At 74.6% G+C, this 14,448-nt stretch carries 9 protein-coding genes; 4 read left to right on the plus strand and 5 right to left on the minus strand.

Going from position 1 to position 14,448, the window contains the following annotated elements; all coding sequences use genetic code 11:
• Window positions 1-90 precede the first annotated feature (90 nt).
• Window positions 91-1,317: a tyrosine/phenylalanine carboxypeptidase domain-containing protein gene (locus DB32_RS04765; protein WP_083457145.1), complete on the plus strand. Its 1,227-nt coding sequence runs from the start codon at window positions 91-93 to the stop codon at window positions 1,315-1,317.
• Here DB32_RS04765 and DB32_RS04770 read toward each other — a convergent pair whose 3' ends face one another.
• The 5 genes from DB32_RS04770 to DB32_RS46395 form a co-directional block, all read right to left on the minus strand.
• Window positions 1,318-1,689, minus strand: a complete 372-nt coding sequence (locus tag DB32_RS04770) for a hypothetical protein (RefSeq protein WP_157068726.1) — start codon at window positions 1,687-1,689, stop codon at window positions 1,318-1,320.
• 104 nt (window positions 1,690-1,793) lie between these two features.
• The gene (gene coaD / locus DB32_RS04775) at window positions 1,794-2,285 is read right to left on the minus strand and encodes a pantetheine-phosphate adenylyltransferase (protein ID WP_053231235.1); all 492 of its coding nucleotides are present in this window, start codon (window positions 2,283-2,285) and stop codon (window positions 1,794-1,796) included.
• Window positions 2,282-2,863 (minus strand): RsmD family RNA methyltransferase, encoded by a 582-nt coding sequence (locus DB32_RS04780; protein WP_053231236.1) that lies wholly within the window; start codon window positions 2,861-2,863, stop codon window positions 2,282-2,284. Before DB32_RS04780 ends, coaD begins: the two co-directional genes overlap by 4 nt.
• A gap of 38 nt (window positions 2,864-2,901) precedes the next feature.
• Window positions 2,902-4,107 carry a PEGA domain-containing protein gene (locus DB32_RS46390; protein WP_053231237.1) on the minus strand — a complete coding sequence of 402 codons (1,206 nt, stop codon included), beginning with the start codon at window positions 4,105-4,107 and terminating at the stop codon, window positions 2,902-2,904.
• Window positions 4,108-4,172: 65 nt separating this feature from the next.
• Complete coding sequence (locus tag DB32_RS46395; protein ID WP_053231238.1) at window positions 4,173-4,853, minus strand: hypothetical protein; 681 nt, start codon at window positions 4,851-4,853, stop codon at window positions 4,173-4,175.
• A 311-nt stretch (window positions 4,854-5,164) separates the two neighbouring features.
• Between DB32_RS46395 and DB32_RS04795 the strand changes: the two genes are divergently transcribed.
• From DB32_RS04795 to DB32_RS04805, 3 genes are read left to right on the plus strand one after another with little or no spacing between them, the layout of a single operon-like run.
• Window positions 5,165-8,800, plus strand: a complete 3,636-nt coding sequence (locus DB32_RS04795) for an MYXO-CTERM sorting domain-containing protein (RefSeq protein ID WP_053231239.1) — start codon at window positions 5,165-5,167, stop codon at window positions 8,798-8,800.
• Window positions 8,801-8,859: 59 nt separating this feature from the next.
• Entirely contained in the window at window positions 8,860-11,145 is a 2,286-nt protein-coding gene (locus DB32_RS04800) for a protein kinase domain-containing protein (RefSeq protein ID WP_157068728.1), read from the plus strand.
• A 29-nt stretch (window positions 11,146-11,174) separates the two neighbouring features.
• On the plus strand, window positions 11,175-14,444 hold the full coding sequence (locus tag DB32_RS04805; protein ID WP_053231241.1) for a WD40 repeat domain-containing serine/threonine protein kinase: 3,270 nt from the start codon (window positions 11,175-11,177) through the stop codon (window positions 14,442-14,444).
• Window positions 14,445-14,448: the final 4 nt, after the last annotated feature.

The raw sequence follows: 14,448 nt of genomic DNA on the forward strand, positions 1-14,448 counted from the left end.
CGTACCACGCGTTCCGAGCGCGATCTCCGCGCGCGATCCCCGTACGTTCCTCATAGACCCCTCGGTCTCGGGTGCTACCCTTCCGGGCTCATGCGCTCGCCTTCCCGCCGCGTGATCGCGACGACCGAGCCGGCGGCCGCGAAGCCCGAGTCGGCGCCGTCGATCGCCGAGATTCTCGCGGGGATCGCGCCCCTCGACGCGCTGCTCCTGCGCATCTCGCGCGAGGCGCGCGTGCTGCCCGCGCTCACGCCCGCGAACGCTGCGTCGGAGCGCGCGCGCCTGGTCGAACAGGTGGGCAAGGGCGAGGCGCCGGTGCCGCGCTGGGAGCTCGCGCGGCGTCGCATCGAGCCCGCGTTCTGGCGCGCGATCGACGAGGCGCGCGCGCTCGCTCGGGATCGACTGCCGCCCGCGCTGCGCGCGACGTACTTCGCGCGGCTCGACGAGCTCGAGGTCGATCTCGCGATGATCGAGTGCGTCGGTGATCCGGTGCGCGTGCGCCCGCTCGCGGCGCGTCGCTTCGGTACCGGCATGCGCGAGGTCGTGCTCGAGGACGCGCAGCCGGTGCGCGTCAGCACGGTCGCGCGCGGTCTGCTCGAGCGCATCGCGCCGAGCGAAGAGGCGCGCGTCGTCGAGCCCGAGACGCTCGCCCAGATGCTGCGCGACGCGGCGCGCGCGGCGGGCCTCGATCTCGAGGTGCGCATCGACGCGCGCTTGGTCGCCGGCGCGGCGACCGGTGATCGCGCGGTGTTCATCGCGGCGCGTCGCTTCGGGCGCACCGAGTCGCGCCGGCTCGTCGCGCACGAGATCCTCGGTCACGCGGTCGCGGCGTCGAACGCGACGAAGCAGCCGCTGCGCATCTTCGAGGTCGGCACCGCGGGCTCGTTCGCGGATCAGGAAGGGCTCGCGATCTGCCTCGAGGAGCAGGCGGGCGCGCTCGATCCCCATCGCATGCGCGTGCTCGCCGCGCGCGTCATCGCGACCGATCGCCTGCACTCGGGCGCGTCGTTCGGCGAGACCGCGCGCTTCTTGTTCAAGCAGCACGGCTTCAGCGCGGAGAGCGCGGTGCTGATCACCGAGCGCGCGCACCGCGGCGGCGGCGTCGCGCGCGACGCCGGCTATCTGTACGGCTACCTGCGAGTGCGCGTCGCGCTGAAGAACGGCGACGCATGCCTCGATCGACTGCGCGTCGGGCGCATCGGCATCGACGATCTCCCGGCGTTCGACGACGCGTGCCGCGAAGGCCTCGCGCACCCGCCGACGTTCACGCCGACGCTCGCCGACGTGATGCCCGCGGCGATCGACGAAGCCGCGGAGTGATCACGGAGCCGGCGCGGCCGCCTCCTCGCCCCCGGACGTGTTCGCGAGCCACGTGGCCGTGTCCGGCTCCAGCACGTACACGGTTCGGCGCCCGCACCCCGTCACGCCGTAGCTCGTCACGATGTCCGGCCCCACGCGTCGCCTCCGACCGCCCTCGGTCCCGCGACGAAGGACGGTGAAGTGCAGCTGGTTCTGCGGGCACTGCATCTCGAACTGCGCGCGCTCGACGAGCTCTGCGCGACGATCTCGATTGTACGCATCGGCGCTCCGGCAACCGACGACCGACCAGGCGCCCGCGATCAACGCCGCGCAGCGGGCGATGCGTGGCAGGTGACGCATGCACGCGGTTGCGCGCGAGATCTGATTGGCCATGTGGATCTCCATCCTCGATCCTGACGCGTTGCACGGTGGCGCCACCAGCACGTGTTGCGTCACGTGCCGACGCGAACGGGTCTTCGGGGCCCAGCCCTCGCCGCTCAGCCCTTCGACGCCGCCATCTTCGCGTCGAGGCGCTGGGCGACCGACTTCGGGACCAGGCGGTTCACGTCGCCGCCGAGGCGCCACGCTTCCTTCACGATGTTCGAGCTCACGTAGAAGTACGCGTCGTTCGCCATCAAGAAGACGGTCTCGACCTGCGTGTTCAGGTGGCGGTTCATGTTCGCCATCTGCAGCTCGTACTCGAAGTCCGCGACCGCGCGCAGGCCGCGCAGCACCACGCGCACGTTCTTCTTCTTGCAGTACTCGACGAGCAGCCCGTCGAACGAGTCGACCTCGACGTTCTTGCCCGCGCCGCCGAGCTCCTCGCGGATCATCTCGACGCGCTCCTCGACCGTGAAGAGCGCTTCCTTCCGCGGGTTGCGCAGCACGGCGACGATCAGCTTGTCGAACACCACGAGGCCGCTCTTGATGATCGAGACGTGCCCGTTCGTCATCGGGTCGAACGACCCGGGATAGATCGCGACGCTCATTCGAGTCCCTCGGACGGAGCCAACAAGAGCACGGCGCTGTCGCCGTAGCGCGGATGCGAGAGCACGTCGTAGCCCTCGAGCGCGGAGGGAGCATGCCTGGTCGCGTGCTCCACGGCCAGTAAAGCACCCCCCGCCACCAGCCCTCGCGCGCGCAGCGTCGCGAGCAGCGGCGGCACCGCGTCGATGTCGGCGTACGGCGGATCGACGAACACGCGATCGAACGCCTCGCCCGCCGCCGCGCGCTCGATGCGCACCAGCGTCTGCGCCTGACGCAGGTCCGCGGTGATCACCTCGCAGCGCTCGCTCAGGCCGAGCTCGCCCGCGCTCTTCGTGATCGCGCGCGCCACCTTCGCGTCGCGCTCGACCAGCACCGCGCGCACCGCGCCGCGCGAGAGCGCCTCGAACGCCATCGCGCCGGTGCCCGCGTACAGATCGAGCACGCGCGTGCCCTCGAACCCACCGCGCGACGCGATCGCCGACGCGACCGCCTCGCGCACGCGCTCCGACGTCGGGCGCGTCAGCTCTCCGGGCGGTCCCGAGAAGCGACGCCCCGAGAGCGACCCTCCGACGATCCTCACGCGGTCCTCCGGCGCTCGCTCGGGGACGAGCCGAGGTCCTAGAATCGCACGCGCGCCGTGATGCGCCCGCCCTCGGGCGAGAAGCTCGGCAGCACCGTCACGCTCGGCGCCTCGTCCTCCGAGCCGCCGCTCTCGCCGACGCCCGTCGCCAGGAAGATCGCGCCGGTGCCCGCCGCCGCGACCGCGACGCCGAGGAACACGTACTGGAGCACCTCGAGCGTGTCGCCCTCGCTGCAGAGGTCCGCGACCGAGCTCGCCGCGCCCGCGTCCGCGCGCCCGCCGAGCGTGTCGCCGCCGGCCGCCGCGCTGCAGTTCGTGAGGTACGTCGAGGGCGGGTTGCCGCCGCGCATCGGGTCGTACGTCATCCGGAACGACTCGGTGTACGCGCGGTACTGCGGGTCCGAGTTGATCGCCTCGAGCCGTGCCCACGAGTAGATGGTCCCGCCGAACGCGAGCGCGCCCGCCGCGATCAGCGCGATGCCGGCCCAGTTGATCGAGGGCCCGTCGCCGCCGTCCTGGTGCTGGCCGCCGCCGGTGCTCTCCGCCAGCTCCGCGTCGAGCGTCATCTCGGTGTCGCGCGCGATCGTCACGGTGCCGGTCCAGGGGTCGCGCCCCGGCGCGCTCACCTCGATCGCGTGCTCGCCGACCGCGATCGCCGGCATCGAGAAGCCGCCCTCGCCGTCGGTGGTGCCGGCGACCTCGCCGTCGACGCTCACGGTCGCGCCCGGCGCGTTCGACGCGATGCGCAGCGCGCCCGTGACCGGGCCCGAGAGCTGCGTCACCACGGTGCGCGCGGGCTCGCGCAGATCGTCGATGTCGGTGCGGCGGCTCGAGAGCGTCTGCTCGACCGTGCGATCGATGTGGCCGGTCTCGGCGTCGAAGAGCGAGAGCGTCAGGTGGAAGTCGCCCGCCTGGCGGCGGACCGTGCCGTAGAGCAGGCGCTGCGCGTTGAGCGTCGCGGCGATCTGCCGGAGGCACTCGACGTCGGGCACGTCGCCGCAGCCGTGCGCGAGCGACATCTGCGCGAGCGTCACCTCGCGATCGCTCACCTGCCAGCCGGGCACCCGCGACGCCTGGTTGCGGATCGCGCCGGTCAGGTTCCGCGCGTACTCGTCGTCGCCCTCGATCGACGTGAGGCCGAGGACGATCACCGACGCGTCCTGCGCGGCGGCTGGGACCGATGTGACGAGCGCGGCGGCGAAGAGGAGGGACGAGAGGAAACGAAGCCCGAGCGCATGCCGCATGGGGGCGACGATACCGTCGCCGCTCGCGGATCGGCAAGCCGATGCGAGCGGCGACGGGGGTAGGCTCACTCGCCGGTCGGCTCGGCGTTCTTCTTGGGGCGCGGCATGCGCTCCGCGCGCCGGAAGAAGCGCGCGGCCCAGCTCGCGTCGCGGCGCTGCGCGCTCGCGAGCCGCTGGAGGTCGCCGAGCAGCCCGAGGCGCCCCGCGTTCACGTCGTCGAGCAGGGTGAGGATCTCGCGGGCCCGGTGGTCGCCGCGCACCGAGGCGGCGCGGGTGCGCGCCTGGAGCGCGTCGCGCCCGGCGGCGACACGCGCCTCGAGGGTGCGCCCGAGGTCCTGCAGCGACACCTCGGGCTCGCTCTGGAGCGACGCCGCCCAGCCCTCGATCTCGCGCAGCGTCGACTCGAGGCCGAGCTTGCGCAGCTCGCTCGGCGGCTTCTTGAAGTAGCGGCGGCGGCGCGGCGACTCGGGGTCGCGGTCGAGGTGCTTCAGCTCGGCGTCGACGTCGTCGATCGAGTCCTCGAGGTCCTCGTCGGCCACGTCGACGCGCGCCTGGGCCTCGGTCTCCGCCTGCCAAGCGCTCTCCTGGCCGTCGCGGACGTCGGTGACGCGCGCGAGCAGTGGGTCGAGCTGCGCGGCGAGCGCGGCGGTCTCGGGGCGCGCGAGCAAGCGGGCGCGGGTGAAGATCAGCTCGTCGCGGACGCTCTCGAGCGAGTCGTCGCCTTGGATGGTGCGGATGCCGGACATGGATGCCTCCCCTCGGTGGAGGTGGGACGGTATCACGCGCCCGGCGGGGGCACTCGACGCGCGTCGGAAGCTCCGCAAGCGGTCGCGCCGGCACCGCCGCGGCGTCGGAAGCTCCGCGAGCGGTCGCGCCGGCACCGCCGCGGCGTCGGACGAGCCGACGGGCGGTCGCGCCGGGACCGCCGCGGCGTCGGAAGCTCCGCGAGCGGTCGCGCCGGCACCGCCGCGGCGTCGGAAGCTCCGCGAGCGGTCGCGCCGGCACCGCCGCGGCGTCGGGCGTTCCCACCCGGCGAGGGTTTGGGCATCCTGGCGCGATGTCGCTTCGCCTGGTCCTCGGCTCGATGTGGCTCGTGTGCGCCTGCTCCGCGCCGGGCGAGACACCCGACGACGCCAGCGCCGACGCGCCCCCAGGGCTGCGCGTCGCGTTGATCCGGGCGAGGCAAGCCGAGGGCGCCGACGATCCGCGGTTCTTCGCCGTGCGCGAGGACGGCGCGCTGGCGCTGCGCAGCGGCGTCGTCGCGGCGCGGGTCGAGGCGCGCGGGGTCGCGCTGCGGGGCGGGGAGGTCCACGCGCGGCTCGAGACGCGGGCGGTGCGCTGCGACGCGGAGTCGGTCGCGGCGCGCGATGGGGTCGCGCGGATCGGCGCGCGACCGAACCGGGTCGAGCTCGAGCGCGCGCCGGGCGTGGTGGAGTGGTACGAGAGCGGCCCGCTGGGCATCGAGCAGGGCTTCGACGTGCACCGCGAGGGCTGCGACGAGCTGGTCATCGAGCTCGCGGTGCAGGGCGCGCGGGCGGAAGCGGACGGGGAGGGCGCGCGGCTCGTCGGGGAGCGCGGCGCGTTGCGCTACGCGGAGCTCTTCGCGATCGATGCGCGTGGGCGCGCGCTGCCGGCGCGGATGGACGTGAGCGAGGGCGCGATCGAGCTGGTGGTGGACGCGCAGGGCGCGTCCTGGCCGGTCGTGGTGGACCCGCTGGTGCACGTGGAGGAGCAGATCTTCGGGCCGGAGGGAACCCCGGGCGACGTCGCGTGGGACGTCGGGCGCAGCGTCGCGATCGAGGGGGACACCGCGGTCGTCGGTGCGCCGCACGACGTCGTCGGCGGGAGCTACCAGGGCTCGGCCTACGTGTTCGTGCGCTCGGGAGGTGGCTGGGCGCTGCAGGCGAAGCTGATCGCGAGCGACGGCGCCGACTCCGACCACTTCGGCAGCACCGTCGCGATCTCGGGCGACACCATCGTCGTCGCACTCGACCGCGAGTACCTGAGCGCAGCCTACGTGTTCGTGCGCTCGGGCGGCGTGTGGACCGAGCAGGCGAAGCTGACCAGCGCCTACGAAGGCATCGACTACTTCGGATTCGCCGTCGCGATCGCGGGCGACACCATCGCGATCGGCGCTCCGTTCGCGAACGATCTCGAGGTCGGGTCTCGCGTGCACGTGTTCCGACGTACCGGGGCGACGTGGGCGCGCGAGGCGATCATCACGTCGGCGTGGGAGGAGGCGCTGGGATGGAACCTCTCGCTCTCCGGCGACACGTTGGTCATGGCGGCGCGCGGCGGGGCCGAGGTGTACGTGCGCTCGGGGACGACGTGGGCGCGACGCTCCGTCCTGCCGGGTGGCCCGCCGTCGGCGTCCGGTTGGCGCAGCGGGGTGGTGCGGTGGGGGGACACCGTGGTCGTCGCCGATCCCAGCGCGGACTCCGAGCGAGGCGCGCTCACCGTGTTCGTGCGCTCGGGCGAGACGTGGGCGCCGCAAGCACGGCTGGTCGCGAGCGACGCGCGGGAGGGAGCTCGCTTCGGAACGGGGCTCGCGCTGTGGGGCGACGAGCTGATCGTCACCAACGCGCCCGCGCCGCGCACCGGCGGGACGCCGACGCTTTACGTCTTCCGGCGATCGGGCGAGACGTGGACCGAGCGGCAGAGCATGCGACGAGCGGACGACCGCCCGCCGGCGCTCGCGCTCTCGAGCGACACCCTGCTGGTGGGGCGCGACGTGTTCGCGCGGACCGGCGACACCTGGACGCTGGGGACCGCGCTCCCCGCCGAGCCCTCCACGACGGGCCACGAGCTCGGGCGCAGCGTGGCGGTCTCGGGTGACGTGGCGATCGCCGGCGCGCCGGGCGACGATGGCCTCTGCTGCTGCGGCGCCTGCGACCGCACGGGCGCGGCGTACGTGTTCGCGCGGACCGGAGGCGTGTGGGCGCGCCAGGCGAAGCTGGTGTCCCCCGGCGCCGCGCGGTTCGGCCAGAGCGTGGCGGTGTCGGGCGACACGGCGCTCGTCGTCGCGTCGGGCTCGACCTACGTGTTCGTCCGCGCAGGCGACGGGTGGATCCGGCAGGCCAGGCTCGCGGTGAGCGGCGAGAGCGTGGCGCTCGCGGGCGATGTCGCCCTCGTCGGCGCGCCCGACGCCCTGCCCGGCGCGGACGGCGGTGGTGCCGCGCACGTCTTCGTGCGGACCGGCTCGACGTGGACGGAGCAGGCGCGCCTGAGCGCGAGCGACGGCGAGTACGGCGATCGGTTCGGCGCGAGCGTGGCGCTCTCCGGGGAGATCGCGCTCGTCGGCGCGCCAGGACGTAGCCCGAGCGGGACCGTGAACGCCGGCGTCGCCTACGTCTTCGCGCGCTCCGGCGATACGTGGGTGGAGCAGGCGCGGTGGACCCCGAGCCGCGGCGTGCCGAGGGGGCAGTTCGGGGCGAGCGTGTCGGTGTCGGGCGAAGTCGCGGTGGTCGGCGGGTACGGCGAGCGCGCGGTGGGCGCGGTGCACGTGTTCCGCCGTCGCGGCGGTGCGTGGGCGGAGGAGGCGGAGCTCGCCCCGCCAGAGGTGACGCTCGGGCAGTGGTTCGGGTACTCGGTGTCGATCTCGGGCGGGACGATCGTCGTCGGAACGTCGCGTGGAGTCGCGTACGTGTTCGCGCGTGTCGGCGCGGAGTGGCGGCGGCAAGAGCCCATCGCGCTGCGTACCGAGTGGACGCACCTCGGCAGGAGCGTGGCGGTCGAGGGCAACACGGTCGTCGTCGGCGCGCCGGACGATTACGGAGTTGCGCCGTTCGGCGATTGGGATGAAGGCGCGGTGTACTTCGGGCGGCTCGATCGGCTGCCCGACGCGAACGGCGTCCCGTGCACGACGAGCGGCGACTGCGTGAGCGGGCACTGCGTCGACGGGGTGTGCTGCGAGAGCGCGTGCGGCGGCGACTGCGACGCGTGCGCGAGCGCGCTGACCGGGGTCGCCGACGGGACGTGCGCGGCGCTCGCGGCGAGCGTGGCGCCGACGGTCGTGTGTCGCGCGGGGGCCGGCGCGTGCGACGTCGCGGAGACGTGCTCCGCGTCGAGCACCGAGTGCCCCGACGACGTGCTCGCGGCGGGCATCGAGTGCGGCGTCGCGAGCTGTGCGGCGGGGGTGGAGACGTCGGGGGCGACGTGCAGCGGCGCGAGCGCGGCGTGCCCTCCGGCGAGCTCGCGCGCCTGCGCGCCGTACGTGTGCGGCGCGTCCGCGTGCCTCGATGCGTGCACCGACGACGCGAGCTGCGCGGCGGGGTTCTACTGCGATGCGGGTGCGTGCATCGCCCAGCGCGCGGCGGGCGAGACCTGCAGCGAGGCGCGGGAGTGCGCGAGCGGGCACTGCGTCGACGGGGCGTGCTGCGAGAGCGCGTGCGTGCGCTGCGCGAGCGACGCCGAGTGCGGCGCGGGGCGCGCCTGCGAGGACGGTGCGTGTGTGGACCTCGTGCCGCACGACGCGGGCGTCGACGGCGGGATCGTCGATGCCGGCTCGGACGCCGGTGACGACGACGCGGGGAGCGCGCCCGACGCCGGCGCGCCGACCGAGACCGCCGGCGGGTGCGGCTGTGCCGTCCCGGGCCGCGGAGGTCCGACGCCGGTCGGCGCGGTCGTGGTGCTCGCCCTCCTGCTCGCGGTCGGGGCGCGTCGTCGCAGGGCCGCGATCGTGAGCAGGCCGTGAAACTTCGGGGGCGGACGCCCGTCGATCCGCCTGTGCGCGGCGTCTACGTAGGAACGCAGGTGCGTTCCGTGCTAGAGGACAACCCTTGGGGCGGGATCCCGGGGACCCGCGCCGATCGCGTCGGCTCCGAGAGCGCCGCCGCTCCGCTCCCCCGGGCCGAGGCGATGGAGTCGTTCGCGAAGGTCTGTCCGCGCTGCGGGATGCGCTTCGATGCCGCGGCCTCCTTCTGCCAGAAGGACGGCGCCGCGCTGCGGCTCGCCGAGGAGGACACCGACCCGCTCATCGGGCAGGTGCTGCTCGATCAGTTCCGCCTCGAGGAGCGCATCGGCGTCGGCGGGATGGGCACCGTCTATCGCGCCCGGCAGTCGTCGCTGGGACGCGACGTCGCGATCAAGATCCTCCACCCCGACCTCGCGCGGAACCCCGACGCGGTGCGCCGCTTCCAGCGCGAGGCGCGCATCTCGACGGCGCTCGATCACCCGAACGTGGTGCGGGTGTTCCTCTTCGGACAGCTCCCCGACGGGTCGCTCTACCTCGTGATGGAGCTGCTGCGCGGGCGCACGCTCGCGGAGCTCGTGCGCGTGGAGTCGCCGCTCCCGGTGCACCGCGCGCTGCACGTCGCGACGCAGGTCTGCGACGGAGTCGGCGAGGCGCACGGGCAGGGCATCGTGCACCGCGACGTGAAGCCCGAGAACGTGTTCCTCGTGACGAAGGGACGCGATCCCGACTTCGTGAAGGTGCTCGACTTCGGCATCGCGCGCGTGCTGCGCGGGGACGACGCGACGGCGGCGACGCAGTCGGGGCTGGTGTTCGGGACGGCGCGCTACATCTCGCCCGAGGGCGCGGCGGGCGAGCGCACCGACGCGCGGAGCGACGTCTACTCGCTCGGGGTGATGACCTATCAGCTGCTCTGCGGGGAGACGCCGTTCGACGCGGGCTCGCCGGTGACGCTGCTGATGAAGCACATCCACGACGCGCCGCCGCACCTCAAGTCGCGGGCGCGCGGCAAGCACGTGCCCGACGCGATCGCCGACGTGGTGATGCGCGCGCTCTCGAAGAACCCCGAGGGCCGCTACGACGACGCGACGGAGCTCGCGGAGGTGCTGCGCATGGCGGCGCAGCGCGCGGGGCTCGACGTGGTGCGGACGCGGAGCGGCAGCTCGTCGGTGTCGTCGATGGCGGGCGAGCGCCGCGATCCGAGCGGGCCGATGATCCGCGAGCGCGCGCCGATCGCGGTGCCCTCGCAGACGACGCTCGACGGCGCGCCCGATCCGTTCGGCACGACCGGCGGCACCAAGGCGATGGCGATCCCGGGACGCCGCTCGGGGGGCGCGCGCGGGACGATCACGACGGTCGCGCTCGCGTTCCTGGTGGGCGCGCTCGCGGTGGGCGGCGGGGCGTGGGCGGTGCGCGCGCTGACCGCGCCCGATCCGATCGTGCTGGAGGCCGAGGATCTCGTGCGGCGCGCGGACGTCGCGCTCGCGGCGGGGCGGCTCGACGCGCAGTCGGCGGCGGACGCGGGCGAGGAGCACGTGCGCGCGCTGACCGATCGGCTGCTCGCGGTGCGTCCCGGCGATCCCGACGCGACGCGGCTGCGTCGCGCCGCGGCGGATCGACTGATGTCGGAGGCCGCGCAGGCGGAGCGCGAGGAGCGCCTCGAGGACGCGCTCGATCGCGCGCGGCGCGCGCTCGCGCTGGTGGGGACCGACGCGCCGGCGAGCGAGGTGATCGCGCGGCTCGAGTCGGTGCTCGCGCAGCCGGCGCGCGAGGCGGCGCTGGTGGTGACGCCGGAGACGCCGTTCGCCGGAGACCCGGTGCTGCTCACGGCGCAGCTCGCGCGCGGGCAGCGCATCGACGAGGAGGACCGGCCGCGCTTCGTGGTGCGGCGCGGGACGCAGCGCCTCGGCGCGAGCATCGACGCGACGCCGGGGCGCGACGCGGGCACCTGGATCGCGCCGTACACGTTCGCGACGACGGGGCGCTATCGCGTGAAGTTCGTCGCGGGCGACGACGACGACGAGGATCGCGTCGAGCTGACGTCGGAGGTCGACGTGGTGCGCTCGCCGCGCGCGCCGACGAGCCGGCAGTCGGATCCGCCGCCGGTCACGACACAGGGCGCGTACGTGCCGCTGCACGCGCCGCAGGTGATCGACGCGCCGGCGCCGCCGCGCACCCAGCAGCTCGCGGCGGCGCAGCAGCCGCAGGTGATCACGCCGCCGCCGCCGACGGTCGCGAGCCCGCCGCCGATCTTCCCGCTCGCGCCGCCGCCGCCCCCGCAGCAGCAGGTGGTCGTCGAGCCGCCGCCGCCTCCTCCTCCGCCGACGCCCTGGACGAGCGGCGGGTAGTGACGCCGTGATAGCGTCGATCGCGATCGATGTCGGATCGCGATCCCGCGCTGGCTGAGACGGTCGCGCCCGACGTCGGGCTCGCGCCGACGATCACGCCGGCGGAGGCGGGGCTCGCGGGCGCTGCGAGCGGCGCGCCGCTCCTGGTCGAGCACCCGGGGCGCTATCGCCGGGAGAGCGAGATCGGGCGCGGCGGGATGGGCCGCGTGGTGCTGGTGAGCGACGCGCACCTCGGGCGCGAGGTCGCGATGAAGGAGCTGCTCGCGCACGGGCACGGAGAGGGCGCGGCCCACTCGGTGGGCGCGGTCGCGCGCTTCCTCCGCGAGGCGCGCGTCACCGGGCAGCTCGAGCACCCCGGCATCGTCCCGGTGCACGAGCTCGGACGGCGCGCGGACGGGACGCTCTACTACACGATGAAGCGCATCCGCGGGCGCTCGCTCGCGAGCGTGCTGAAGGACGCGAGCGGGCGGGACGAGCGGCTCAAGCTGATCAGCAGCTTCCGCGACGTGTGCCAGGCGATCGCGTACGCGCACTCGCGCGGCGTGGTGCACCGCGACCTCAAGCCCGACAACGTGATGGTCGGCGAGTTCGGCGAGACGCTGGTCGTCGACTGGGGGCTCGCGAAGGTGCGCGGGGAGGGGGATCCGCGCGCGTCGGAGATCGAGCGGCGCGTGCAGCTGATGCGCGTGCAGGGCGACGCGGACGCGGCGCGCACGATCGACGGGCACGCGATCGGGACGCCGGCGTACATGGCGCCCGAGCAGGCGCGCGGGGACGTCGCGGCGATCGACGAGCGCACCGACGTGTGGGGGCTCGGCGCGATCCTCTTCGAGATCCTCACCGGGCGCCCGCCGTACACGGGGTCGAGCGCGCTCGACGTGCTCTCGCGCGTGCTCGAGGAGCGGGTGCCGCGGGTGCGCGAGCTCGAGCCGGACGCGCCGCCCGAGCTCGCGGCGATCGCGGATCGCGCGCTGATGAAGGATCCCTCGTCGCGTTATCCGGGCGCGGCGGAGCTCGCGGCGGAGATCGCGGCGTACCAGGACGGCGGCACGGTGCGCGCGTACGAGTACTCGGCGCTCGAGCTCGTGCGGCGCTTCGTGAAGCGACATCGGGCGGCGACGATCGCGACGATCACGATCGCGCTCTCGATCGTCGCCGCGTCGATGCTGGTGTACCAGAGCTACCTCTCGGAGCAGCACGCGCGGCGCGCGGCCGAGGCGCGGCGCGACGAGGCGATCACCGAGCGCGAGCACGCGGTCGAGAGCGCGCTCGCGGCGGAGGTGGCGCTCGCCGAGGCGCTGCTCGAGCGCGCGGAGCGCGCGCTGGCGGACGGCGATCCCGCGGGCGCGGCGATCTATGCAGCGGGCGCGCTGGCGCGCGATCCGACGGCGCACGGGCGCGAGCGCGAGGACGTGCGCGCGAGAGAGCGCGTGGTGCGCGCGTTCACGCTCTATCTCGAGGCCGACGCGAGCCGGCAGTACGCGTTCGAGCGGCGGGTGCCGGGCGCGCACGCGCGCGGCGTGCTCTCGACCGGTGGGCGGACGATCGCGGTGCCGACCGAGAGCGGGCTGCGTCTCGTCGACGTGGCGAGCGGGAGCGAGCAGCGGCTCGATCTCCGCGCGGAGCGGGTGCGTGCGCTCGACGAGCACGGCATCGCGGTGATCGCGGGCAGCGCGCCGGGCATCTACGATCTCGAGCGCGGCGCGCGCCTCGTGGAGACGCCGACGCCGAACGGCGCGTCGATCGTGGGCGGGCGCATCGCGGTGTCGTGCTCGGAGGGCGAGGTGCTGCTCTTCGACGTCGAGGGCGCGCGCATGCTCGAGCGCTTCTCGACGGCGCGGCGCACCCACGCGCACGCGATCTGGTCGCCGCTCGGCGATCGCCTCGCGATCACCAGCACCGACGTGATGGACGTCGAGCTCTGGCCGTGGCCGCGGCAGGGCGAGCCGCTGCGCATCCCGGTGCCCGCGCCGCCGTACCACGCGGCGTTCTCGCCGCGCGGCGATCGTCTCGCGATCCAGGTCACCGACGCCGCGCTCGTGGTCGCGACGCTGTCGCCCGCGCTGCAGGTCGCGCAGATCCCGATGCGCGGCTGGGCGACGTCGATCACGTGGGACGCGGCGGGGCTCGTCGCGACGGTCGAGGACGGAGACCGCATCGCGCTGCGCGATCCCGAGAGCGGCGCCGCGGTGGACACGCTGCACGTGCCGGCGTCGAGCGGCGGGCGCATCGACGCGGGCGGCGCGCGCCTCGTGTACTTGCCCAGCACGACGAGCAGCACCGAGGGCGCGACGGTGTTCCGCCGCGTGCCCAGCGTCGGTCGCGACCTCGTGCGGCTGCCGAACGCGTCGCGCGATCTCGTGGTCGACGCGCCGCGGCGCAGGATCGTGAGCGCGACGCTGCGCGCGGTGTACGCGATCGATGTCGCGCGCTCGCGGCTCGGCGCGACGACGATGATCGGCGCGGTGCCCGGCGACGTCGGGCTGGTGTCGCGCATCGCGGTCGCGCCCGACGGAGCGGTCGGGCTGGTGACGAGCCGCGGCGCGGTGTTGCTCTTCGAGCCCGACGCGAGCGAGGCGCGCGTGGTGATCGCGCCGCACGCGTCGCGCACCCAGGTCGTGCTCGGCATCGCGTTCGACGCGACGGGCGATCAGCTGCTCGCAGGCACGCCGGAGGGCGGCGCGATCCGCCGGTGGATCCGCTCGCGCGATGCCGAGGGCACGCCGCTCGAAGGAGGGCACGACGAGCCGGTGGTCGCGCTCGCGCTCTCGCCCGACGGAGAGACGCTCGCGTCGGGCTCGCTCGACGACACGGTGCGCCTCTGGGACGTGCGGAGCGGGCGCGCAGGTCGCGTGCTCGAGGGGCACGAGGACCTCGCGGCGTCGATCGACTTCTCGCCCGACGGAGCGCGCATCGCGACGGCGGACGGGCAGGGCTGGGTGCGCGTGTTCCGCGTGGCGAGCGGTGAGCGCGAGTCGTCGTTCCGCGCGCACGACCGCTGGGTGAACCGGGTGTCGTGGGCGAGCGACGGACGGCATCTCGTCACCGCCGCCGACGATCGCACGGTGCGCGTGAGCCGCGACGAACGTGTCCTGCGCATCGTGCGCACCAGCGCGACGCCGATCAGCGCGGAGCTCGAGCCGAGCGGCGCGCACCTCGTCTTCCACGACGGGCGCGACGTCATCCGTCTCGAGGCGCGCCTCGAGGTCGAGCCCGACGATCCCGCCCGCTTGCTCGACGAGGCCGAGCGCCGCGCCGGAGTGCGCCTCGACGGGCTCGCGCTGGTCGCGCGTGATTGAAAAC

This window comes from Sandaracinus amylolyticus, from assembly GCF_000737325.1.
GTDB classification, from domain to species: domain Bacteria; phylum Myxococcota_A; class Polyangia; order Polyangiales; family Sandaracinaceae; genus Sandaracinus; species Sandaracinus amylolyticus.

Coding starts and splice junctions, on each gene's coding strand:
- DB32_RS04765 (WP_083457145.1), top strand. CDS start 91: ATGCGCTCGCCTTCCCGCCGCGTGATCGCGACGACCGAGCCGGCGGCC.
- DB32_RS04805 (WP_053231241.1), top strand. CDS start 11,175: ATGTCGGATCGCGATCCCGCGCTGGCTGAGACGGTCGCGCCCGACGTC.
- DB32_RS04795 (WP_053231239.1), top strand. CDS start 5,165: ATGTCGCTTCGCCTGGTCCTCGGCTCGATGTGGCTCGTGTGCGCCTGC.
- DB32_RS46390 (WP_053231237.1), bottom strand. CDS start 4,107: ATGCGGCATGCGCTCGGGCTTCGTTTCCTCTCGTCCCTCCTCTTCGCC.
- DB32_RS46395 (WP_053231238.1), bottom strand. CDS start 4,853: ATGTCCGGCATCCGCACCATCCAAGGCGACGACTCGCTCGAGAGCGTC.
- coaD (WP_053231235.1), bottom strand. CDS start 2,285: ATGAGCGTCGCGATCTATCCCGGGTCGTTCGACCCGATGACGAACGGG.
- DB32_RS04770 (WP_157068726.1), bottom strand. CDS start 1,689: ATGGCCAATCAGATCTCGCGCGCAACCGCGTGCATGCGTCACCTGCCA.